Here is a 22931-nt window from a genome sequence, read left to right on the forward strand (position 1 = left end):
GCAGCAATCATGGGGAGCATTTCGCTCATAAATCACAATTGGAATTAAAATTTCATAAACGTGTCATAGCAGAGCTGTTTCTTATTTTTTCATATTGTAAAAACAGACGTTTATGATATATACTAAAGGAAAGGCAGGATACCACATGGAGAAATCTGACATTCTGACAGCTTCACTGCCAGATGCCAACGATGAAGCAACCGATCACAGCACCATTTTTGATGATGTTTTCCGAACAATTGCTCAGAAAATGCCACAGCTTCTGATTCCTCTGATCAATGAAGTATTCCACACTTCTTACAGTGAAGAAGAACATTTTGAACAGTTGCGGAACGAACATTATGAAAAATATGGCACTGTGATTACAGATTCTATTATCCAGATTGGCAATCACATTTATCATCTGGAATGCCAGTCCTCGAAAGACAAAACGATGGTTATACGAATGTTCGAGTATGATATTTCGATTGCGATCGAGCACGCTTCTTATGAAAATGACGAAATCTGGGAAATTGAATTTCCACAGTCCTGCGTTCTCTATATCCGTAACCACCGTGATCTCCCCGACTATCACGAAGCGGTCGTGAAGTTTGCGGATGGACAAAAAATGCGCTACCGTGTTCCAATTTTACAGGCAAAAAAGTATACCGTTGACCGCATTTTTGAGAAACGGCTGCTGATTTTGCTACCGTATCATATTTTACGGTATGAGCACTTTTTGAAGCACAACGGGATGGATACCAGAAAGTTACAACAATTGTTAGCTGATTTCCGTGAAATTAACCGAAGACTTGAAGAAACAGCAGAAAAAGAAAATAAATCACATCTTTATATGGATATGATTGTTCTGATTGAACAGATTGCAGATTATATCATTCCAAAAAACAATACCATTAGGAAAGGATTGGGTGATGTTATGGGTGGCAAGATTTTAAAATTACAGTCGGAGGAATTGCTGGAACTAGGGGAAGCTCGTGGAAAAGCAAAAGGCAGACTTGAAGGCAAACGCGAAGAAAGACTCGATGCAATTCAAAATATGATGGATCTTGGATTGACAAAAGAACAAATTTTAAGAAAATATTCTCTTGAGGAATATGAGGCAGCATTGCGTTCTATGCCAGCAAAAATATAACCGAAAAGAAAATTTTAAATATTTTCTTTTCAGGGGTTAAGGAATGCTTCCATCGTCCGATATATTAGGTGTAGATAAAAATGCAACATTCTATAAAACATTGTCGCATTTTTGAAATAAAAAGAAAAGAAGCATTTTATAAAAATGCAGATGCGTAAGAAAATGCGCAGGACATACCCGAGGAAACAGGGTATGGAATACATACATGGAGGTAACAAAATGCTGAAACTTTCATTGAAACAGGGGCAATATGTAAACATTGGTGATAACATCCGTGTGGTCTATGTAGGTGGTTCAGGAAATCACGCAAGGCTGCTCATTGATGCTCCGAGGGAACTTAATATTGCCAGAAGTACCACGGAAGAAAATCCGGCACGAAAGAGAGAAACCTATTATGCAGAGCCTGGTATTTCCAGAGAGGCACAGCAGGAGATTAAACGAATTCTGTGGAATGAGCGGATGAAAGCAGAAGCAAAAAAAGATGCAGAGAGTTTAAAAGATAAATTTAACGCTTAGCATCACACAAACATTTGGTAATAAGCGGGGCACACCCGGGACGCTTCGCTTATTGCGGTATATCGTAAGGTGTACGGCAGAATATACAAGGTTGCAAAGCATCTCAGATGCTTGTGACGCACCGCGGACGTGGTGCAATAAGAAACAACCTCAGGAAAAGGATTTCCAGAGGAAAAGACATAATACCCCGCAAAGCGGGAGTTCAAGGAGGATTCTATTATGAGTATGGTAGTACAACACAACATGCAGGCAGCAAACGCAAACAGAATGCTTGGTATCACATCCGGAGCACAGGCTAAGTCAACCGAGAAGTTATCTTCTGGTTACAAGATCAACCGTGCAGCAGATGATGCAGCAGGACTTACCATTTCCGAGAAGATGAGAAAGCAGATCCGCGGACTGGACAAGGCATCTTCTAATGCACAGGACGGTGTATCTTCTGTACAGACCGCTGAAGGTGCTTTAACAGAAGTTCACAGCATGTTACAGCGTATGAATGAGCTTGCAGTTCAGGCAGCAAACGGTACAAACTCTAAGGATACAGACCGTAAGGCTATCCAGGATGAGATTGACCAGTTAAATACAGAGATCGACCGTGTTGCTGAGACAACCAAATTCAATGAGATTTACCTGTTAAAGGGTGATGACGGTGAGAAGACTGTTAATATGAAGGCACATGATGCCGGATTAAAAGGAACTCTTACCGATAATGGTGATGGAACAGCTACATTTAAAATGGATACATTAAACGCTGGTGATACAGTAAGTATCGGTGGAAAGAATTATACCATTGGTGGTGTAGCGGCAGATGTAACTGATATGTTAACAAAAGCTGGAATTACAGATGCTGCTGGTAATAAAGTTACAATCAATGGAAAAGAGTATACTTATTGCGAAAATGCTTCTGATGGTAAGACAGCACTTACCAATAAAGGATATTATGAAACCGCACCGGATGCAGCAAATGTAGCAACAGCAAAACCAGCTTATGCGAATAGTGCAGCAATTGCCGCAGCTAAGAGTGCAACAATTTCTGTAGGAACCAAGTCCATTACTACAATTGATGATACTAAAGCAGATGGTATTGATGACAACGATACTTCTGTTATCACAAAGCAGAAAGCATATGAGCTTGCAGGAAAAGAATTACTTGCTGCAAACCAGATCGGTGATACCGAGGGAAATGCTGAAGTGAAAAATGGTGATAAATCTAATTTGGCATTTGATGCTGGTGATGGAACATTTAATATTAAAGTTGGTCAGGCAAAAGTTGCCAACACATTAAGCTTCAGTCTCCATGTAGGTGCAGATGCTGACATGACAAACAAGATCACAGTCGACATTGAGACTATGAACTCTGCAAACCTTGGAATCAAGGGCTTAAACGTAACGGACAAGAACGGTTCCGCAGCAACCTACGCAATCGATGCTATTTCCGATGCAATTTCTAAGGTTTCTTCCCAGAGATCTGCACTCGGTGCTGTACAGAACAGATTAGAGCATACCATCGACAACCTGGATAATATTTCCGAGAATACATCTTCTGCTGAGTCTCGTATCCGTGATACAGATATGGCAAAAGAGATGGTAAACTACAGCAAGAACAACATTCTTGCACAGGCTGGACAGTCTATGCTTGCACAGGCTAATCAGTCTAATCAGGGTGTACTTTCTCTGTTACAGTAATTTCATAATGAACCATTGACTAATAGGGAACTCTTTTGGGGTTCCCTATTCTTTTAAGGAAAAAAGGGAGTATGAAGGGTGATGGTTATAAATCAAAAGTTTTTTGGTGCAGATAGTATTTTTTCTATTATTACTACGGTAGTAATGGTGTTTGTTAGCATATTTACCGCAGGAAGTGCAATTTGTATTGCCTGGACGCAAAGAAAAAATGGAAAAAGAAATCATTTAAATAATTTATCTGTAGAATTTGTTACGGATTTTATCCAACCTCTGGAAGAGTATGAGGTATCTATAAAAAATAAATTTGAAGTATTACATGATCTGGACACGGATAAAGAAAGAGTAAAAGTTATGATAGGTGCATTAGGAAATATCAATGTTCATACGGAGTTTCTCTATTGGGAACAGCATAAAGGAGATATTGAAAATGCATTGAAGAAAAAAGAAAATGATAAAAATGTTGGAGAGGAATTCTCAAATATTTATGAGTTTGTAAAAGCTGCAAGAAAGTTTAAATCGGATATTAATAATATGCAAAAAGAAATGAGTCATTTTCTTGAAGGTGACGAGACACCAAAAGGACATAAATTTGATGAGGATGATATAAAAAATACTGGTGGTACATTGATTGATAATATGTTGAAAATAACAAAAAAATTACCCCGGGAGTTAAAAATTAATGAAGTACTTAATGAGATGAAAAATAATAGAGGAATGTAATACATATGAGAGGAAAAACTAAGGAAAGCCATTATCTTATTACAAAATTATTTGCAACGGATTACTTTTATTTTTATTGTAAGCCATTGCTTTTTTTTACATATTTTTTCCCATATCAAATTTCAAAGAATGGACAATTTTCTACTTATGAAGAGTTTGAATATGAAAAGAAAATGAATGATATTCGGGAAGAAAAATTTGGAAAGTACGGAAACTATGCATCACAGGGGTTTGGAAATATAGCTTTTTATAAACCATGTGTTACATTTCAATATTTTTATAATAAATTGTGTTTGTATCAAAAAGAAAAAAATAAATTTTTTTGTATTCGGGAAGATGGAATTCAGGATATAGAAGATAATATTATGAAGGAAGATTTGAAATATATTCTTAAAGATAAAAAACTTTTGCTGAAAAAGAACATGTTTATTCCGAATGGAGTTAAAGAAATATTATTGTTGCAATTAGAAAAATATGAGAATAAATATGTATTGTCAGAATTATTGTATTATATTGTATCGGAAAATCATATGCTTCCAGATATTGATGCAGAACGATTAAAGCAGCATCAGAAACAATTTTCAGATAAAAAAGATGAATTTAGGCTTAATATTTGCATGAATTTACGGGAAAAGATGGATGAAGACAGAAAAAATCTTGTGGAAAAACTGGTACATGCGAAGGCAATTCAAATGGTTTGCATAAATGGAAACAGTTTATTGAAAAAAAACGAACAAAATATAACACTATTGGAGGAGATTATTGAACAAAAGAAAAAGAATAACGAAAAGAATTTAAATTTAGAAATTATTATTGAAAAACCAGAGAGCAAAGCAGAATTGGATGCATGTAAATTTAAGGAAAATTTTGAGCATAGATATATAGTAAAAAAACAGTTGATTCAGCGTACAATTACGTTTCTTGAGCAAATATCAAAGAAAGTTGCAAAAAGACATATACATGTAAAAATGACAGAAGTTGTATTACCATATGCAATTATGATTGTAAAATTTGAAGAAAAAGAAATGGACTATATGAAAATTGACTTATATTCTCCTTATATAATAGAAAAAAAAGAAAGACCAAGTTTTTATATATTTCGCAATATGCAAGAGAATTTGTATCAGCATTTCCAAAATGTTTTTTATAATATATGGAATGATGATGTTAATTCTGTATTTTTAATTGGAGAAGAAAATGATTAGTGAAAAAAAATATTATGACTTTTTGTATGAAAATTTTTTAGTAAAAAATAAGGAGCAATGGGAAAAAGCTAATTTATGGTGTGAGAATCATACTTTTTGTAAAATGGATGAAGAGACAGAAAAGCTTCTTGAGTTATTGAACGGAATAGAAAAAAAATATGAGTTTAATTTGCAAAGAATGTGCAGAAATAATTTTGAACTTTTATCATTGTATCAAATAGAGTTTCTTGGCCAAATAAAAAAGAGGCAAAGAAGTATCGGATTGAAATTTTTGATAGTTTGTTGTTTAGCGGATAAAATATTGGATTCTAAGCGTTTTTGCACAGAGGAGCAGCAAAAAATTATAAATTTGTTAACAATGGAAAGAAGGAGGCAGGAAGCTTCTTTTTTTGAATTGGGTGAATTATTAGAGGAGATTGATCATTATATAGAGGAATATGAAAATACAGAATTAAAGGAAAAAATTTTAAAATTAATATCAGATGCTTTTACATCCGAACAATATATGTGGAGACATTTGTTACTGGAAAAGGAAGCTTTTAATCAAAAAGTGATAGGGCTATTGACAGATAAATCTGTTAAATTTGAAAAGGCTGTTTTACTACTTTCGTTAAAAGAAGAAATGTCGAAAGCAGCGATTGAGGCAGCAGATCTTATCGGAAAAATTAGCTGGCTTACAGATGATTTGTGTGACTTTATATCAGACATTCGGGAACAACGAAAAAATTCACTCTTATATTTTGAAATGCCGGATGAAGAGATGGATCTTGAATATAGAGCGGAAATGGCATTGGAACATATGAGTAATCATATAAGAAGACTTGAAGATTATTTAAAAAAATTAGAAATAATAGCACCGGGTGATTTGTATTTTTATATTATAAATATGGTAAAAAGGTGGTTTGCGGACATTGAGGATTATGAAAAAGAAAATAAATAGATTTTTCAAGTAAAATTCATGAGCAAACAGATTTTTTACTGGTAGGAAGATAGGGAGGATTATTATATGATTTATTTGTAAATATCTGAAGCAAAGGAGGAAAGTGCTATGCAGGAAAAAAAGATTTATTCAGAAAAGTTGGGAAAAGATATATCAATTTCACAGTGTGTAAATGAAAATGAGAGTCGTATTATCATGGAAGATGTGGACTGTTCCATGGTAGGGTGGACACATAATGGTTGGAACAATGATAATGGTGGGGCAAGTAGTTGGTAAAAATATGAGTCGACGGTCAGAAATAAATTTCTGACCGTTATGGCTTTATGGAGGAAAGATGAAAAACGGTGTATATGTTGCAATTTGTTATATATGCAATGAAAAATGTAGTTTTTGTCCTTGTACAAAAAGGGAAAAATTAGAACAGAAAATTGTAAATGTCAATTCTCTGTTTTTTTTATTTAAACAATTACAGGAACAACATTGTATGCAGATAACAATTTCAGGTGGGGAACCAACACTTCATCCAAATTTTATTGAAATTATATCTTTTGCACAAAAATGCGGAATGTATGTTACGGTTTTAAGTAATGGAGAAAATTTTGCAAATAATGCTTTTGTAAATGAAATAAAAAAATGTATAGATATAACAAAATTACGTATAATTACAACTTTACATAGTTCGATTCCAGAGAAACATGAATTGGTAAATAAAAGCAAAGGAAGTTTTCATAAAAGTGTTGCTGGTCTGAAAAATATGTATGAACTGGGGGCAAAGATTGAAATTAAGCATTGTATTACAAAAGAAAATATAAGACAACTGGAACAATTTTATTTGTATTGTGACAATGAATTTCCTGAAAATGTAAATATACAATTTTGTGGAATTGATTATGTTGGTATAGAGAAAAAACAATTGGAAAAAGCTTTTTTATCATCCGAAGATATAAAAGAACAATTGGAAAATACATTTGATCTATATTTAAATAAAAGGAAACATGGAAGTAAAAGGCATCTGTATGCAATTAATATTCCTTTGTGTGCCTGTGATGTGTATTATTGGAAATTAATGTCTTTAAAAAAAGATATAGTGTATGAGGGATATGCAGATCCATATAGTAATAACCTGATGGAGGCAGAAAGAAATGTTGCTGTCAGTGAAAAATATTGTCGGGAATGCAAAGCATATGAAATCTGTAATGGAACCTACAAGACAGCATTTGATTATTTTGGAGAACGGCTTGTGAAGCCATATTTATAAGATGAAAAAAACACAAATTTTATGGAATGAAAGTAAAAAAAATATGTTGAGTATATCTCCTTACGCGAATATATTTGTTGATCGTCAAGGAAGAATTTTTTGTTATCGTGAGACTTTGGAAAAAAATATTATGATATCAGGTATGGATTATAAGTGTGCAAATGAACTGGTAGAATATTTATCAGTTCCAATCACAGAAGATGAATTGAGAATAAAAATAATAAAATTACTGGGTAAGGATGCAGATGAAATACTTGAATTAATGATATCACAGGAGTTAATTGAAAAATGCGGATAGAGTATATACAATCATTTCAAATAGATAAAAATGTTACATTTACAGGAGCTATGGTTGCCATTGAAGGTACGAAAGCATTTATGATTCAAAAGTGTGGATATATTCTTTTAACAGATATCACTGTCATAAATGTTTTACAATGTAAAACTGTTCCGGAATATTTATACAGAATATTAAAAAGTCGAAAATTTCTTATAGGTTCAAATATTAAAGAAAGTAAAGAAAAAGAGATAGAAGTTCGACCAGAGTTTTTTATGATTGATATGACAAATAAATGTAATTTAAGATGTAATTATTGCTTGAGAAATTTGGAACAAGAAGAAAATTGTATTTCAACAGAAAAATTACGGGATATTGGAAAATTTATTACAACGTATTGTGACGAATATAAAATTGCAAATATCAGCGTACAGGCATGGGGAGGAGAACCTTTGTTAGAAAAGAATAAAATAATTGCACTAACAAAGTTTATAACTCCCCAAAAAACCAAAGTACATTATTCAATTGAAACAAATGCAACATTATTAACTAATGATGTTATAGAGGAACTTTATAAAAATCATATAGGTATTGGAATTAGTATTGATGGGGATAGAAAATGTCATGATTTACAGAGAACATTTGTCTCAGGTAAAGGCAGCTATGATACTGTAAAAAAAAATCTTTTGCAAGCACAAAGGTACTATAAAAATAAAATAGGTACAATTACTACTATAACAAAACAAACTGCTGTACATATCGAAAAAATAATTGAACATTTGGTTTTGGACTTACACATAAGTAATATAAAATTAAATTTTGTGCATGCAAGTACATACACACATGGACAAAATCAATGTTTGAATACGCAGGAAATTGCGGATACAGAACTTCGTATTTTATATAAAATTATTGAATTGCAGGAGCGTGGTTATGATGTAATGGAACACAATATATTTATTAAGTTGAAAAACCTGTTGTTTCGCGAATATGCGGATATATGTCTTTCTTGTGGTTGTTGTGGTGGGAAAAAAATGATTGTATTTGATATGGATGGAAATATTTATCCATGTGAATTAACGGATGATGCAAGTTTTGTGATTGGAAGCATATATAAGAAAGAGTCATTAATAGAACAAATTAAAATGACAATTGATAAAGATAAGGCTTTTTTTAAGATGAAAAAAGCAGTCGAGTGTGAAAAGTGTTACTGGAAATTTTTTTGCAGAGGTGGATGTACAGTTCGGGCATTGAGTGAAAAAAGACAAATGGAAGTTATAGATATTGATCATATTGAATGTGCTATTAATCAGGTGTTATATCCAGCACTTATGGAATTAGTTTTAAGAAAACCACATATTGTTAATCAAATGCTGGGAGAGGATTTGTTAGTAGATGAATAAGAATAAGGACATTTTGCTGGATATTTTAGAAAAGAACTGGGAACCAGAACAGATATATAATATGTTTCCCAACCCTTCTCCTTGGAAAAATGAAATAGAGCAGGAAAAAACAGGATACTGTTGGCTTATTACTGAATTACATGCATTAATGTATTTTATGAGTAAAAAGTATGGGACGAAAGATATATATTTTTCATTAACAGATTTGATAGTTTTTGATAAAGTGGAAAAAGCAAATTGTTTTTTTGAAAAAGTATATAAGACAAGAAGATTGCCTACAACAAATGAGGAAGTAACATACATTTTGACAAATGCTATGTCCGATAGAGGACATTGGGAAATGTCCGTAAACTTAATAAAAAAATATGGACTTGTTCCGATAGAAAAAAAAGAGTGTGAAAAAAATAATTTGCGTACAGGTGAAATTAATGCTGTTTTAGCCTTCTTAATGAGATATTATGCTTCCATTATTCGAGATAGGGAAAAGGTAAAAAAAATAAATGATTTTTTACAAATAAAAGAAATTGCAATGAAAAAAATAAAAGAGATTCTTTATACATATATTAAAAAACCAAAGGGAAAAATTCAAATTCCGGCTTATATAAAAAAGAAAGAAAAAAGTTGGATATCGCCGAAAGAATTTTATGATCGATATGTTTGTTTTCCATTTGATGATTATGCATGTTTTTTTGTGGGAGCAAATGAACAAGATAGCGTTATTAAAGTTTCTTTGAAATCGTTGGGAAATATATACGAAAATGGTTCATTAACTTTTTGGAAAATATCCTCCGATGTAATGTATAATGGAATATATAAACAGCTACAACAAGGAGATACTTGTTGGATAGGATTGGATGGAGGTAAATTTTTATTTAGAGATAGTGGAATTTATGATGATAGTGTTTTTAATATAAAAGAAATATTAGGATATGATGTACAATTGAATTCTGAAATGATTTCCTTGTATAGAATGGCGAAAACGACACATTCTATGTTACTATTCGATATGGCTTCTGGAGAATGTGGAAAATGGTGGAGAGCACAAAATAATATTGAAAATTATGAAACACATAATGAAAATTTTTTCATATCCGATAGTTGGTTGAAAAAATATGTATTTATAGCTGTTTTAAATAAAAAAAATATTAATATGGATGTATTTAAACATGTGTTTTTAGAACCATGGAAAATTTTATAACATGTAAATATATTTCATTGGTTATGTTATTTGAAAAGGTAAAAATGTCAGTTGAGGTGGAAATGTTTACCTTGATTATTTTCCATAAGATTAAAGAAAATATCAGATCTGATAACAAAGAATGGATTCAGGCACATACAACAGCTGATAAGACTTTGTATGCGCCTGTTTTTGATTCTGCCCGTTGGTAAAAAAAGCAATTCTGTGAATACTTTTGTGATATAATTTATGCTTTTACAGACATAGACCGCAATGCCTCGTCATATTCCTCTGGAGAATATTTTCTTAAAATCTGTTCTCTGGTTAAACCAAGATCAATCATATTTTGAATTGCATCAATTTTGGCTTCATGTAGTCCGGTAAGCCGGCCTCTGGCTTCCCCCCTGGCTTCCCCTCGAGCTTCTCCAAGCTCTAACAACTCTTCAGAGCGTAATTTCAAAATCTTACCACCCATAATCTCACCCAATCCTTTCCTGATCTCATTATTTTCCGGAATAATATAATCCGCAATCTCCTCAATCAAAACAATCATATCCATATAAAGATGTGACTTTTGTTCCTTCTCAGATGTTTCCTCCAGCTTTCGGTTGATCTCCCGGAAATCATCAAGCAGATGCTGCACTTTCTTTAAATCCGTTCCGTTATGCTTCAAAAAATGCTCATACCGTAAGATATGATATGGAAGCAGAATCAGCAGCCGTTTTTCAAAGATCCGATTCACGGTGTACTTTTTTGCCTGTAAAATCGGAACGCGGTAGAGCACTTTCTGTCCGTCCGAAAATTTCACAATCGCTTCGTGAAAATCCGGAAGTGAACGGTGATTGCGGATGTAAAGCACGCACGACTGCGGAAATTCAATTTCCCAGACCGCATGCTCAGCAAAAGAAGCATGCTCAAGCGCAATGGAAATGTCGTACTCAAACATCCGGATGACCATCGTTTCATCTTTGGTGGACTGGCACTCCAGATGATAAATGTGGCTGCCGATCCGGATAATGGAGTCCGTGACCACGGTTCCGAATTTTTCATAGTGTTCATTCCGTAGCTGTTCAAAGGGTTCCTTCTCACTGTAGGAAGTGTGGAAAACTTCATTGATCAGCGGAATAAGAAGCTGTGGCATCTTTTGTGCAATTGTCCGGAACACATCATCAAAAATAGTGCTGTGTTCTGTCGTGTTTTCTGTGTTGGCATCTGGTAACGTGTTTACCGAAATGTCAGTGTTCCCCATGTAATGTCCTGCCTTTCCTTTAGTATATATCATAAGCATCTGTTTTTACAATATGGAAAGTGTAAGAAACAGAAGCGGTTATGATCAAACGTATGAAATTGTAATTATAATGGTAATTTGAACGAATGTTCTTTCATGAATGCTATGAGATATAATTAAAATACATCTCATAGCATAGAAATAAGAAAAATACAGTTATAGACGGATTAAGTCATGCTTTTACCGACATAGAATTTATCGCCTCTTCATATTCCTCAGGAGAATATTTTCTTAAAATCTGTTCTCTGGTTAAACCAAGATCAATCATATTTTGAATTGCATCAATTTTGGCTTCATGTAGTCCGGTAAGCCTGCCTCTGGCTTCCCCTCGAGCTTCCCCTCTGGCTTCCCCTCGAGCTTCTCCAAGCTCCAACAACTCTTCAGAGCGTAATTTCAAAATCTTACCACCCATAATCTCACCCAATCCTTTCCTGATCTGATTATCCTCTGGAATAATATAATCCGCAATCTCCTCGATTAAAACAATCATATCCATATAAAGATGTGACTTTTGTTCCTTCTCAGATGTTTCCTCTAACTTTCGGTTGACCTTCCGGAAATCGTCGAGCAGATGCTGCACTCTCTTTAAATCCGTTCCGTTGTGCTTCAAAAAGTGTTCATACCGTAAGATATGATATGGAAGTAAAATCAGCAGCCGTTTTTCAAAAATCCGATCGACTGTGTATTTCTTTGCCTGTATGATCGGAACGCGGTAACGAATTTTCTGACCGTCCGCAAACTTCACAATCGCTTCGTGAAAATCCGGAAGTGAACGGTGATTGCGGATATAAAGTACACATGACTGCGGAAATTCAATTTCCCAGATATCATTTGATTCAAAAGAAGCGTGCTCAATAGCAATTGAAATATCATATTCAAACATGCGTATGACCATCGTTTTGTCTTTTGAGGACTGGCACTCCAGATGATAAATATGGTTGCCGATCCGGATAATGGAATCCGTGACCACAGTTCCAAATTTTTCATAATGTTCGTTCCGCAACTGTTCAAAATGATCCTTATCGCTGTAGGAAGTGTGGAAAACTTCGTTAATCAGCGGAATAAGAAGCTGCGGCATTTTCTGTGCGATTGTCCGGAATACATCATCAAAAATAGTGCTGTGTTCTGTAGTGTTTTTCTCGTTGGCATCTGACAGCGGAGCTGTCACAATGTCAGTGTTCCCCATGTAGTATCCTGCCTTTCCTTTAGTATATATCAAAACAACATAGTTTTACAACCGAAAAAAACGGGAAAACAGAGTCGTTTTTGATCCTGTATTCAATTAAAATTCCAGTGGATAAACGGGCGAACAACCCATCAGATTTGGAATTATATGTGTTTATTGAAATTAGAATAACGTATTTCCATATAGAAGTCAAATGTTTTATAAAATAGAATGCTTGACAGGTGAAGTGTAATATGATTTTTCCTGATTCCCGATAAAAAATGGAAAAGACGCATCAGTGGGTGAAAGAAGAATATTTATACTTTGGGGATATGAAGTATGAGAAATGGGACATATGAGAAAAAAGTAGTATATTATGTCCTGTTTTTTCTTCTATATGTCCCATTTGATTCCGTGGACAGATTTTTACACGGAACAAGAACGTTAGATCTTCATTGTAAGCTGAATCCGTTGCTTTTTCACATCCACACTCAGAACTTTCACTTCCACGATATCCCCGACGCTGACGACTTCCAGCGGATGCTTGATAAAGCGGTCACACATCTGCGAGATATGTACCAGACCATCCTGATGGACTCCGATATCCACAAAGGCACCGAAATCAATGACATTTCGCACGGTTCCCTTCAATACCATGCCTGGAGTCAGATCTTTGATCTCGAGCACGTCACTGCGCAGGATTGGTTTTGGCATATCCTCACGCGGATCACGGGCAGGTGTTTCCAATTCCTTTACGATATCCCGGAGAGTCAGTTCGCCGATTTCCAGATCCTGTGCAAGCTTTTTGTAATCCCGGACTTTTTTCGAGATCCCGGCAACATTGCGGTCTGTCACATCCGAAAGCGTATAGCCGAGTGTTTCCAGCAGCTGTTTCGTGGCTGCGTAGGATTCCGGGTGTACACCGGTGGTATCCAGAGGGTTTTTTCCGTCACTGATGCGCATGAAGCCGGCACACTGTTCATAGGCTTTTGGTCCAAGCTTGGCTACTTTCAGAAGCTGGGAACGGGAGGCAAATTTTCCGTTTTCTTCGCGGTAGACCACAATATTTTTGGCAATGGCTTTGCTCACACCGGAGACATATTCCAGCAGGGAAGCAGAAGCGGTATTTAAGTCCACACCGACACGGTTTACGCAGTCTTCCACGACATGATCCAGCGCTTCGGTCAGTTTCTTCTGGTTCATGTCATGCTGGTACTGTCCGACACCAATGGATTTCGGGTCGATTTTTACCAGCTCTGCGAGTGGGTCCTGCAGGCGGCGCGCCATGGATGCCGCACTTCGCTGTCCGACATCAAACTGCGGAAACTCTTCGGTCGCCAGCTTGCTGGCAGAGTATACGGAGGCACCGGCTTCGTTTACAATGATGTACTGTACGGTTTCCGGAATCTCTTTGAGAAGCTGTACGATGATCTGTTCGGATTCGCGGGAAGCAGTACCGTTTCCCAGAGAGATTAATGTAATATGGTATTTGGAAATCAGTTTTTTCAGTACCGCTTTGGCTTCGTCCACGCGGTTTTGCGGGGCAGTCGGATAGATCACGGTAGTATCAAGTACTTTTCCGGTCGGATCCACCACAGCGAGCTTGCATCCGGTACGGAATGCCGGATCCCAGCCGAGTACAACCTGACCGGCGATTGGAGGTTGCATCAGAAGCTGTTCTAAGTTTTTGCCGAATACACGGATGGCACCGTCTTCGGCTTTTTCGAACAGATCGTTTCGGATTTCGCGCTCAATGGCAGGTGCAATCAGCCGGTTGTAAGCATCCTCTGTAACTTCATGCAGTACAGCTGCTGTGGGAGCAGAAGGTGCGGTGATGAGTTTACGGTCGAGATAGGAAAGAATCCGGTCCACGGGTGCATCAATTTTTACTGTGAGGAATTTCTCTTTTTCTCCGCGGCTGATGGCAAGAATCCGGTGTCCGGCAAGCTTTGAAAGACTTTCGCTGAATTCATAATACATCTCATAGACGGATTCGGCTTCGGGATCTTTTGCAGCGGATAAAAGCTGTCCGTGCTTCATAGTCAGTTCCCGGATATGGGTACGGAAATCGGCATTGTCGGAGACCGACTCTGCAAGGATATCTTTTGCACCGTTTAAGGCATCTTCTGCGGTGTTGACTTCTTTTTCCGGATTGATATATTTTTTGGCTTCTTCTAGAGGAGTCTCTGTCATTTTCTGTAAAAGGATCAGGTTGGCCAGTGGCTCTAATCCTTTTTCCTTTGCGATCGTTGCACGGGTACGGCGCTTCGGACGGTACGGGCGGTATAGATCATCCACGGCTACCTGTGTTTCGGCCGCGAGAATCTGTGCACGCAGTTCCTCCGTCAGTTTTCCCTGTTCTTCAATGGAGGCCAGTACGGTCTGTTTTTTGTCCTCCAGATTTCGCAGATACACCAGACGGTCATAAAGGTTTCGCAAGATTTCATCACTCAGTGCACCGGTAGCTTCTTTCCGGTAACGTGCGATAAAGGGAATCGTGCATCCTTCATCAATGAGTTTCACAGCAGCGGCTGCCTGTTCCCTGCGTATGCCGAGTTCTTCCGCAATTTTTGTATTAATATCCATAAATTTTCCCCTTAATAGTCCTTTCCTGTCAAATAATACTTTCCCTATTATATATGAAATGTTACAATAAAAGCAATCCTAAAAAGAAAGGAAAACGTATTATGGATATGTATGGATCATCTTATCAACCAAATCCGAATCAGCCGTATCGCAGCCGGAGATCTGCACGCATGGAGGCAGCTTCCCTGATACTTGGATCAATTGCATTACTAAGCTGCACCTGTCTGTATCTTGCTGTGCCGTGTGGGGCGCTGGCGGTTATTTTTGCAACACTTTCCCGCGGAGGCATGATGTCCTATACTTCGAAAGCACAGATCGGAATGATCCTGGGGATCATTGCATTAATTGCAACAATTGTACTGTATGCATCCGTTCTGGGGTATGCCATCCATCAGTATGGAAGTATCGATGGATTTTTAAAGGCCTATTCTGATATGCAGGGCATGGATTATAATGAACTGATGAAGCAGTTTATGGCAAAATAAAAAGATTGTTGCATCTGCATAGCCATGCTATAATGAGAAAAGCAATCAGTTACAGAAACGGAGTATAAACAAATGAACCTACCTTGCAAAGAATTAAAACGAATCGCAAGAGACAATTTAAATGGAAATTATAAAATACCAATGGGAGCATTTCTTGCCGCCACACTGATTCCTTTGGCGGTAGAACTCCCATTTTCCATGTTGCAGAAAGATGCACAGCCGCTTCCGGTGACGATCATGTTTTATGTGGCGGAATTTCTGATCACACTTTTAAGCATGGTATTGTCTGTCGGAATCCTTCAGCTTCATCTGTCACTTGCACGGAAAAAAGAAATGACACTTGGCATGGTATTTTATGGGTTTAAAAATCACCCGGACCGTTATATCATTGCAGGACTGCTTTTGATTATTGCAACGCTGATCAGCTGTATTCCTGTGATCACAGGTGCTGTGTTATTTTTTGTCCTGGACAAGTCGCCTGCGGCGATTGCAGTACTGGTGATACTTGGTATTGTAAGCACGATTCTGGCAGTTTTCGTGCAGATGTGGTATGCACTGGCATTGTATCTGCTTTTGGATCATCCGCAGATGAAGGCACGCGAATCATTAAAGATCAGCCGTCAGATCATGAAGGGAAATAAAGGAAGATTATTTTATATTTATCTGAGCTTTATCGGATTGCAGATACTGTGTCTGCTGTCTTTAGGCATCGGGTCACTCTGGGTATATCCATACCAGTCACAGACACTGGTTATTTTTTATCTGGATGTGGTCGGGGAGATCCCATCAAACATAAGCTAATGCTCCGGCTGATTGCCGGATATTAGAATATACTATTATTAGGAGGAGTTTTTCATAATGAACCAACAAAAAGACATTATAAGAGATGCCAGGGTTTTGGGTACGCCGAAAATGCTGCTGCTTGGTCTGCAGCATATGTTCGCTATGTTCGGAGCGACAATTCTTGTACCGATTCTGGTAAACAGCTATTTTCAGAGTACCTCACAGGTATTGTCCGTACAGGTGACATTGTTCTGTGCAGGATTCGGTACCTTGTTTTTCCATCTGTGTACCAAATTTAAGGTTCCTGCTTTTCTGGGATCTTCATTTGCTTTTCTGGGAGGCTTTTCCAGCGTTGCGGCACTGGATACCGGGATATTTGCCAATATGGCAGATAAAGAAAAACTGCAGTATGCGTGTGGCGGAATTGTTGTGGCAGGATTGTTGTATCTGATCCTTGCACTGATCATCCGGTGCGTTGGTGTAAAACGTGTGATGCGTTTCCTTCCACCGGTGGTGACCGGCCCGATCATTATCTGTATCGGACTGAGCCTTGCACCGTCTGCGGTCAGCAATGCATCCACAAACTGGCTCATTGCAATTGTGGCACTGGCAGTTATCATTATTTTCAATATCTGGGGAAAAGGAATGTTTAAGATTATTCCGATTCTTCTCGGAGTTGTGATTTCGTATGTGTTCGCACTGGTTCTGCAGGGACTTGGTTTTACGAATCCGGACGGATCTGTTATTTTAAATTTTTCCGGCGTTTCCTCGGCGGCTGTTGTCGGACTTCCACCGTTTATCCTGCCGAAATTTAATCTTACAGCGATTCTTATCATGGCACCGATTGCCATTGCGACCATGATGGAGCATATCGGAGATATTTCCGCGATTTCTGCAACGGTAGGACAGAACTTTATTGAGGACCCGGGATTGCATCGTACCCTGATCGGTGATGGAATTGCAACTTCCATTTCTGCAATGATCGGAGGACCCGCAAATACAACCTATGGAGAGAACACAGGCGTTCTGGAGTTGTCCCGTGTACATGATCCGAAGGTTGTCCGTCTTGCGGCATGTTATGCGATCGTTTTAAGTTTTATCCCGAAAGTAGCAGAGATTATTGCTTCGATGCCGGCATCCATTATTGGCGGTGTCAGCTTTATTCTTTACGGTATGATTTCTGCTATCGGTGTAAGAAATGTGGTTGAAAACCATGTGGATTTCACCAAGTCCAGAAACCTCATTATTGCAGGTGTGATCTTAGTTTCCGGTCTCGGATTCTCAGATGGACTGACCTTTACGATCGGAAGCACTTCCATTACCCTGACATCCCTTGCCATCGCAGCGATTGCCGGAATCGTGCTCAATGCGATTCTGCCGGGAAATGATTATGCATTTGGAAAAGACCCGGAAGGAGATGCATCTCGCGGTGTGGATCTGCGTCCGCATGAGCTGGAACAGGAACTGAAAAATCAGAAATAGAATGTTTATCCAAGAAGTGCAATGCCAAAGACGGCGAGAAACAGATTTTTGACCAGCCAGTTGAGCAGTACAATGGCAAGCGCGATCCACAGATAAATATCACGATAATGCATCCCGATGGCAAAACGTCCGCGGGATGCTTTTTCTATGGTCTGGGACAGCATAAACCAGCCGAAAAAGACAGCGGTATACACAACAATCGGATGGTAAAAGAAAGAGCGCACAATATGTCCGTGCAGCAGGGCATGAATTGCGCGTGTGCCGCCGCATCCGGGACAGTAGTACCCGGTCAGATTGTGCAGGACACAGCCATCCGGAGGAAATATCCACAGGAAATAACCGCTTTTCCATGCAAGTCCGAGCACGAGTGCGAGAATAAGACATACCCAGCCGATGATATAAAAAGAAAAATCTAAAGTTTTGTCCGTGCGTAATATATTTGAAATCTTCATGGAAATTATGTTAGCAAATGAATGGGAAAAAGTCCAGCCGGTGTTGACATTTTCGGACAATGTGAATATAATAACGATGAAAAATAAAGAAGGAATTCTTCGGGGCAGGGTGCTGCGGATGACGCATATTCCCGACCGACGGTATAGTCCGTGAACTGCTTTTTGCAGCCGAACCGGTGAGATTCCGGTACCGACAGTATAGTCTGGATGAGAGAAGAAAAAGTGCAAATTAATGTTTGCACTGTTGACTGTATGCTAGAAAAAGAACCCCGATAGAGAAATCTATCGGTTTTTTATTTTCTGATCATATATGCAGGCAACACTCCTCTGGAATTCCATTGATTCTGAAAGGAGAGTTCGTATGAGTGAACAGACAAAGACAGCAGTAAAACAGGGAGGCATGAATACAAAAGTACGCTATATTACGGTTACGGCGATGCTTTCTGCCGTAGCGTTCGTGCTTATGTATCTGGAGATTGCCATTCCGATCATGCCATCATTTATCAAATTTGATTTTTCGGATCTGCCGGCACTACTTGGAAGCTTTGCGCTCGGACCAGTGTGTGGGGTATTGATCTGTCTGATCAAGAACGTTCTCCATCTGGCATTTTCAAACAGTATGTTTGTTGGAGAACTTTCCAATTTTATTCTCGGAGCCGTGTTTGTGGCAATTGCAGGTAATATCTACAAACATAAAAAGACCAAAAAGAGTGCAGTAGTCAGTGGTCTGGTTGCAGCATTAGTCATGGGAATAGTCAGTGTGTTTTCCAATTATTTTGTGGTTTACCCGGTTTATTACAAGGCTGGTATGGCAGAGGAAGCCATCCTGCAGATGTATCAGGCAATTGCACCATCCATGAAAAGCGTATTGCAGTGCCTGATCTGCTTTAATCTTCCATTTACAATTGTAAAAGGACTGATTGCAGTTGTCATCTGTATGCTGATTTACAAACCGTTATCTCCAGTTTTAAAGGGACGTTTAAGTGAATGACATCGCCTCTGGTGAGTCTTCATGGTGGCTGTGCTTATTAGCATGGCCACTTTTAATGTTAAGGAGAGTTAAAAGAGAACATGATAAAACTCCTCATTGCCATAACACCCAATATACAGTAAAATAATAACAAATCCGTAAGACACAAGGAGTAACAGTTATCATGCAGTTTAAGAGAACACTGGAAATTAAGGCAGGTCATAAGCGTAGGGTAATCGATGTCACAGATATCCTATATATTAAGGCATCGGTGAATGACTGTTACATTCATGTGACAAGCGGAAGCGTATATAAGACCAGAAGCACCTTAGAGGCAATGGAGGCACAGGTCGGGGAATATTTTCTGAAAGTACACCGTACCTATCTGGTGTGTATCATGGCAATCCATGCATTGGAAGATACGCTGACACTTATCAACGGAGAAGAGTTAAACTACGCAACCCGCAGGAAAAAAGAAATCCTTGCCCAGCTGCAGGAAAAGCAGAAAAAACTGATTGAGGGCTTTGCCATGCCGAATACACCAAAGACACCGGAAGAGTATCATGCGTTTTATCGGAGCTTTGATCAGATGCCATTTGCCTTTACGGATATCGAGATGGTATTCAATGAGGACAGGCATGCAGTGGACTGGATCTTCCGCTATGGCAATGAGAAGCTGGCAGAGGTGGAGCATGTACCATTGACCGGACTGATCGGGAATACCTTCGGCAGTATCTTCTCCAATATGGACGATAAATGGCTGTGTACCTACGAACGGGTAACGCTGTATGGAGAACATCTTGAGATTATGGCTTACAGTCCGGAGATAGGCACCGAACTTAAGATTATCTGTTTCCCGACATTTCCGGGACACTGCGGATGCATGTTATTCCCACTGGATGAGATACACTGTGCACAAAAACAAGATGAGCTGTCACAGATATGGAAGGATTACCTGTTAACGCAGGAATAAATGCTGTGACGAACTGAATAAATGGACTAAAAATGCCGTTTCATCACGAAAAAAGTGGTGGGATGGCATTTTTTAGAGAAAGATAATAATATTTTCACTGAATATTTTAGCCTTTTTAGGCTATAATTTTCAATGACAACTTGAAAGTCTGATAGATAACATATATAATATTGAATGAAAAAGCCTGAATAGGCAGAAATTTTCAGTGAAATGGAGTGGGCTTTATGGAAATTAAGCGTGATAGTTACCTTGAGCAGTTGATTTCATATCGTTTTGATGGATTAGTGAAAGTAATTACCGGTATCAGGAGATGCGGAAAATCCTATCTTCTTAAAAATATATACCGGGATTACTTAATTGAAAATGGTGTAAAAGAAGAACAGATTATTACGATTGAGCTTGACCTTGCGAAAGACATTAAATATCGTAATCCGCTTATTCTTTCATCTTATGTAAGAGAGAAAGTGGAAAAGAGCAAAGACGAGTATTATCTTTTCGTTGATGAAATTCAAATGTCTGATGAGGTGGCTAATCCATATAATCCGGACGGTAAGAAAATTACTTTTTACGATGCTCTTAATGATTTGAGAGGTTTATCGAATTTAGATGTTTATGTGACAGGGAGCAATTCAAAAATGCTTTCCAGTGACATCCTTACTGAGTTTAGAGGACGAAGTGATGAAATAAGAGTACATCCACTTAGTTTTGCGGAATATTACTCTGCTGTTGGTGGGGATAAAAATGAAGCATTTGATGAATACGCATTTTATGGTGGTATGCCACTTATCCTGTCAAGACCTAATGATACGGCTAAGATGAATTATTTGAAATCGCTTTTCTCAGAAGTGTATATTAAGGACATTGTTGAACGAAAGAGAATCGAAAGGCAGGATGTTCTGGAGCAGGTTTTAGATTTGCTCTGTTCATCAGTAGGTTCATTAACAAACCCGACTAAAATTGCGAATACTCTGAAATCTAAACAAGGGGGCGGTGTGTCTGCCAATACGATTCGGGCATACATCGGGCATTTGGAGGATGCGTTCCTTTTTTCAGAAAGTAAGCGATATGATGTAAAAGGGAAATCCTATTTTGATTCGCCAAATAAATATTACTGCGAGGATATTGGACTTAGAAATGCAAGAATAGGTTTTCGTCAGCAGGAAATGACGCATATAATGGAGAACATCCTATATAATGAGTTAAATATCAGACAGTTTTCTGTTGATGTTGGTGTTGTTTATGCAAGGACACTCAGTGAAAAAGGCAATTCAATTCGCACTCCAAGGGAAATTGATTTTGTCGTAAGTTCAGGAGGAAAACGAACTTATATTCAGTCCGCATATGCGATGCCTACGGATGAAAAAGCAGAAGTAGAACTCAGACCATTTACGCTTACAGGAGATTCTTTCCCTAAAATTGTTGTAAGGAAAGATATTGGAAAGCGTTGGTATGATGATAATGGTATTTTAAATATCAATGTGATTGATTTCCTTTTGGATAAGGAACTTATATAAAAAGAGCATATAGCGATTGTTGGAGGAGATACACTGTGCACAAAAACAAGATGAGCTGTCGCAGATATGGAAGAATTACCTGTTAAAGCAGGAAGAAATACTGTGACGAACTGCATAAAATGACTAAAAAATGTCATTTCATCACAAAAAAGTGGTGAGATGGCATTTTTTATGAGAAATTTTATGCGAAAAATAAACAAATTGTCACATAAACCTTGAATAAAATAAGGGGGGGTATGGTAAAATATTTCCAAATATATGATAGAGAATTTTCTATCAATGACATATAAGATAGACGCAGATGATAGGATACACGAACTGCCATACGGCTGTGAGCCAAAAGCAGTTTAATCCACAGCTATAAGAGAGGAGGCAGTTTATGAGAAAAAAGATAAGCCGTCTGTACCGAAAAAAGGTACGAAGATAAAGGACAACGATGGTTCGACTTACATAGTTACAAGTGGCAAGGGCAAAACACCGACAGTACAGTATACTGATCCAAAGAGTACTGCAAAAGGAACGGTTACTATTCCGGCAATGGTTAAGGTTGATGGAGTATCTTATAGAGTAACATCCATTGCGGACAATGCCTTTAAGAACAATAAGAAAATTACCAGGGTAGTGATTGGCTCAAACATTGTTACGATTGGAAAGAATGCGTTTGCCAAGTGTACAAATATAACAAGTATTGTAGTAGGAAAGAATGTTACAAAGATAGAAAAAAATGCTTTTTATGGTTGCGGGAAGTTAGAGAAGATTACGATTCAATCAGAGAAACTGACTTCAAAATCCATACCCAAATATGCATGGAATAATACGGTTATCATGATTTGGGAAATGAAAGGTATTCTGCGAAAGATTCCTTATAACCCTGTAACTTAACTAAATGACATTGCTGGACAGCAAATGGTTTTGGGAG

The 22931-nt window shown here is 37.8% G+C and carries 23 protein-coding genes and 1 riboswitch; of the genes, 19 read left to right on the forward strand and 4 right to left on the reverse strand.

The annotated features are described in order from the left end of the window. Nucleotides 1–145 precede the first annotated feature (145 nt). The 12 genes from DXD06_RS10600 (at nucleotide 146) to DXD06_RS17130 (ending at nucleotide 10526) form a co-directional block, all read left to right on the forward strand. A complete protein-coding gene (locus DXD06_RS10600; RefSeq protein ID WP_147343624.1) occupies nucleotides 146–1132 on the forward strand; it encodes a hypothetical protein in 987 nt (328 codons plus the stop codon). Between the two features lie 219 nt (nucleotides 1133–1351). Then, nucleotides 1352–1648 carry a carbon storage regulator gene (locus tag DXD06_RS10605; RefSeq protein WP_022045067.1) on the forward strand — a complete coding sequence of 99 codons (297 nt, stop codon included), beginning with the start codon at nucleotides 1352–1354 and terminating at the stop codon, nucleotides 1646–1648. Nucleotides 1649–1873: 225 nt separating this feature from the next. After that, complete coding sequence (locus DXD06_RS10610; RefSeq protein ID WP_117831711.1) at nucleotides 1874–3334, forward strand: flagellin N-terminal helical domain-containing protein; 1461 nt, start codon at nucleotides 1874–1876, stop codon at nucleotides 3332–3334. Between the two features lie 78 nt (nucleotides 3335–3412). Beyond that, the gene (locus DXD06_RS10615) at nucleotides 3413–4054 is read left to right on the forward strand and encodes a hypothetical protein (RefSeq protein ID WP_158569524.1); all 642 of its coding nucleotides are present in this window, start codon (nucleotides 3413–3415) and stop codon (nucleotides 4052–4054) included. Nucleotides 4055–4059: 5 nt separating this feature from the next. Then, nucleotides 4060–5259, forward strand: coding sequence for a hypothetical protein (locus DXD06_RS10620; protein ID WP_117831666.1), 1200 nt, complete (start codon nucleotides 4060–4062; stop codon nucleotides 5257–5259). Further along, nucleotides 5252–6199, forward strand: a complete 948-nt coding sequence (locus DXD06_RS10625) for a hypothetical protein (RefSeq protein WP_117831668.1) — start codon at nucleotides 5252–5254, stop codon at nucleotides 6197–6199. Before DXD06_RS10620 ends, DXD06_RS10625 begins: the two co-directional genes overlap by 8 nt. A gap of 108 nt (nucleotides 6200–6307) precedes the next feature. Beyond that, nucleotides 6308–6475: a hypothetical protein gene (locus DXD06_RS17125; RefSeq protein ID WP_158569525.1), complete on the forward strand. Its 168-nt coding sequence runs from the start codon at nucleotides 6308–6310 to the stop codon at nucleotides 6473–6475. Between the two features lie 58 nt (nucleotides 6476–6533). After that, nucleotides 6534–7457: a radical SAM protein gene (locus DXD06_RS10630; protein WP_117831670.1), complete on the forward strand. Its 924-nt coding sequence runs from the start codon at nucleotides 6534–6536 to the stop codon at nucleotides 7455–7457. Between the two features lies 1 nt (nucleotide 7458). Beyond that, nucleotides 7459–7755: a hypothetical protein gene (locus tag DXD06_RS10635; RefSeq protein ID WP_117831672.1), complete on the forward strand. Its 297-nt coding sequence runs from the start codon at nucleotides 7459–7461 to the stop codon at nucleotides 7753–7755. Then, nucleotides 7746–9137, forward strand: a complete 1392-nt coding sequence (locus tag DXD06_RS10640) for a radical SAM/SPASM domain-containing protein (RefSeq protein ID WP_117831674.1) — start codon at nucleotides 7746–7748, stop codon at nucleotides 9135–9137. The genes DXD06_RS10635 and DXD06_RS10640 overlap by 10 nt, the downstream gene beginning before the upstream one ends. Continuing rightward, nucleotides 9130–10335, forward strand: coding sequence for a C1 family peptidase (locus DXD06_RS10645; protein ID WP_117831676.1), 1206 nt, complete (start codon nucleotides 9130–9132; stop codon nucleotides 10333–10335). The genes DXD06_RS10640 and DXD06_RS10645 overlap by 8 nt, the downstream gene beginning before the upstream one ends. A gap of 44 nt (nucleotides 10336–10379) precedes the next feature. Next, nucleotides 10380–10526: a hypothetical protein gene (locus tag DXD06_RS17130; protein ID WP_156337565.1), complete on the forward strand. Its 147-nt coding sequence runs from the start codon at nucleotides 10380–10382 to the stop codon at nucleotides 10524–10526. Nucleotides 10527–10561: 35 nt separating this feature from the next. Here DXD06_RS17130 and DXD06_RS10655 read toward each other — a convergent pair whose 3' ends face one another. From DXD06_RS10655 to DXD06_RS10665, 3 genes are all read right to left on the reverse strand, one after another. Beyond that, nucleotides 10562–11563, reverse strand: a complete 1002-nt coding sequence (locus tag DXD06_RS10655) for a hypothetical protein (RefSeq protein WP_147343625.1) — start codon at nucleotides 11561–11563, stop codon at nucleotides 10562–10564. Between the two features lie 211 nt (nucleotides 11564–11774). Beyond that, nucleotides 11775–12788, reverse strand: a complete 1014-nt coding sequence (locus DXD06_RS10660) for a hypothetical protein (protein WP_117831680.1) — start codon at nucleotides 12786–12788, stop codon at nucleotides 11775–11777. Between the two features lie 423 nt (nucleotides 12789–13211). Next, a complete protein-coding gene (locus DXD06_RS10665) occupies nucleotides 13212–15353 on the reverse strand; it encodes a Tex family protein (protein WP_117831682.1) in 2142 nt (713 codons plus the stop codon). A gap of 101 nt (nucleotides 15354–15454) precedes the next feature. Between DXD06_RS10665 and DXD06_RS10670 the strand changes: the two genes are divergently transcribed. The 3 genes from DXD06_RS10670 to DXD06_RS10680 all read left to right on the forward strand — a co-directional run bounded on the left by DXD06_RS10670 (nucleotide 15455) and on the right by DXD06_RS10680 (nucleotide 18103). After that, nucleotides 15455–15838: a hypothetical protein gene (locus tag DXD06_RS10670; RefSeq protein WP_022044889.1), complete on the forward strand. Its 384-nt coding sequence runs from the start codon at nucleotides 15455–15457 to the stop codon at nucleotides 15836–15838. 72 nt (nucleotides 15839–15910) lie between these two features. Beyond that, the gene (locus DXD06_RS10675) at nucleotides 15911–16639 is read left to right on the forward strand and encodes a DUF975 family protein (RefSeq protein WP_022044888.1); all 729 of its coding nucleotides are present in this window, start codon (nucleotides 15911–15913) and stop codon (nucleotides 16637–16639) included. A gap of 57 nt (nucleotides 16640–16696) precedes the next feature. Next, nucleotides 16697–18103 (forward strand): uracil-xanthine permease family protein, encoded by a 1407-nt coding sequence (locus DXD06_RS10680; RefSeq protein WP_022044887.1) that lies wholly within the window; start codon nucleotides 16697–16699, stop codon nucleotides 18101–18103. 5 nt (nucleotides 18104–18108) lie between these two features. On the opposite strand, the gene DXD06_RS10685 is transcribed toward DXD06_RS10680, so the two are convergent. Beyond that, complete coding sequence (locus DXD06_RS10685) at nucleotides 18109–18555, reverse strand: DUF2752 domain-containing protein (protein ID WP_117831714.1); 447 nt, start codon at nucleotides 18553–18555, stop codon at nucleotides 18109–18111. A 91-nt stretch (nucleotides 18556–18646) separates the two neighbouring features. Next, nucleotides 18647–18778, forward strand: a riboswitch (FMN riboswitch). Between the two features lie 138 nt (nucleotides 18779–18916). Between DXD06_RS10685 and DXD06_RS10690 the strand changes: the two genes are divergently transcribed. From DXD06_RS10690 to DXD06_RS10705, 4 genes are all read left to right on the forward strand, one after another. Further along, nucleotides 18917–19546: an ECF transporter S component gene (locus DXD06_RS10690; protein ID WP_226947878.1), complete on the forward strand. Its 630-nt coding sequence runs from the start codon at nucleotides 18917–18919 to the stop codon at nucleotides 19544–19546. Nucleotides 19547–19709: 163 nt separating this feature from the next. Then, nucleotides 19710–20498 (forward strand): LytR/AlgR family response regulator transcription factor, encoded by a 789-nt coding sequence (locus DXD06_RS10695; RefSeq protein WP_117831684.1) that lies wholly within the window; start codon nucleotides 19710–19712, stop codon nucleotides 20496–20498. Between the two features lie 224 nt (nucleotides 20499–20722). Further along, complete coding sequence (locus tag DXD06_RS10700) at nucleotides 20723–22012, forward strand: ATP-binding protein (protein WP_117831687.1); 1290 nt, start codon at nucleotides 20723–20725, stop codon at nucleotides 22010–22012. A gap of 537 nt (nucleotides 22013–22549) precedes the next feature. Continuing rightward, entirely contained in the window at nucleotides 22550–22894 is a 345-nt protein-coding gene (locus DXD06_RS10705; RefSeq protein ID WP_117831689.1) for a leucine-rich repeat domain-containing protein, read from the forward strand. Nucleotides 22895–22931 lie beyond the last annotated feature (37 nt).

Source organism: Roseburia sp. TF10-5, from assembly GCF_003462365.1.
Taxonomy (GTDB): domain Bacteria; phylum Bacillota; class Clostridia; order Lachnospirales; family Lachnospiraceae; genus Roseburia; species Roseburia faecis.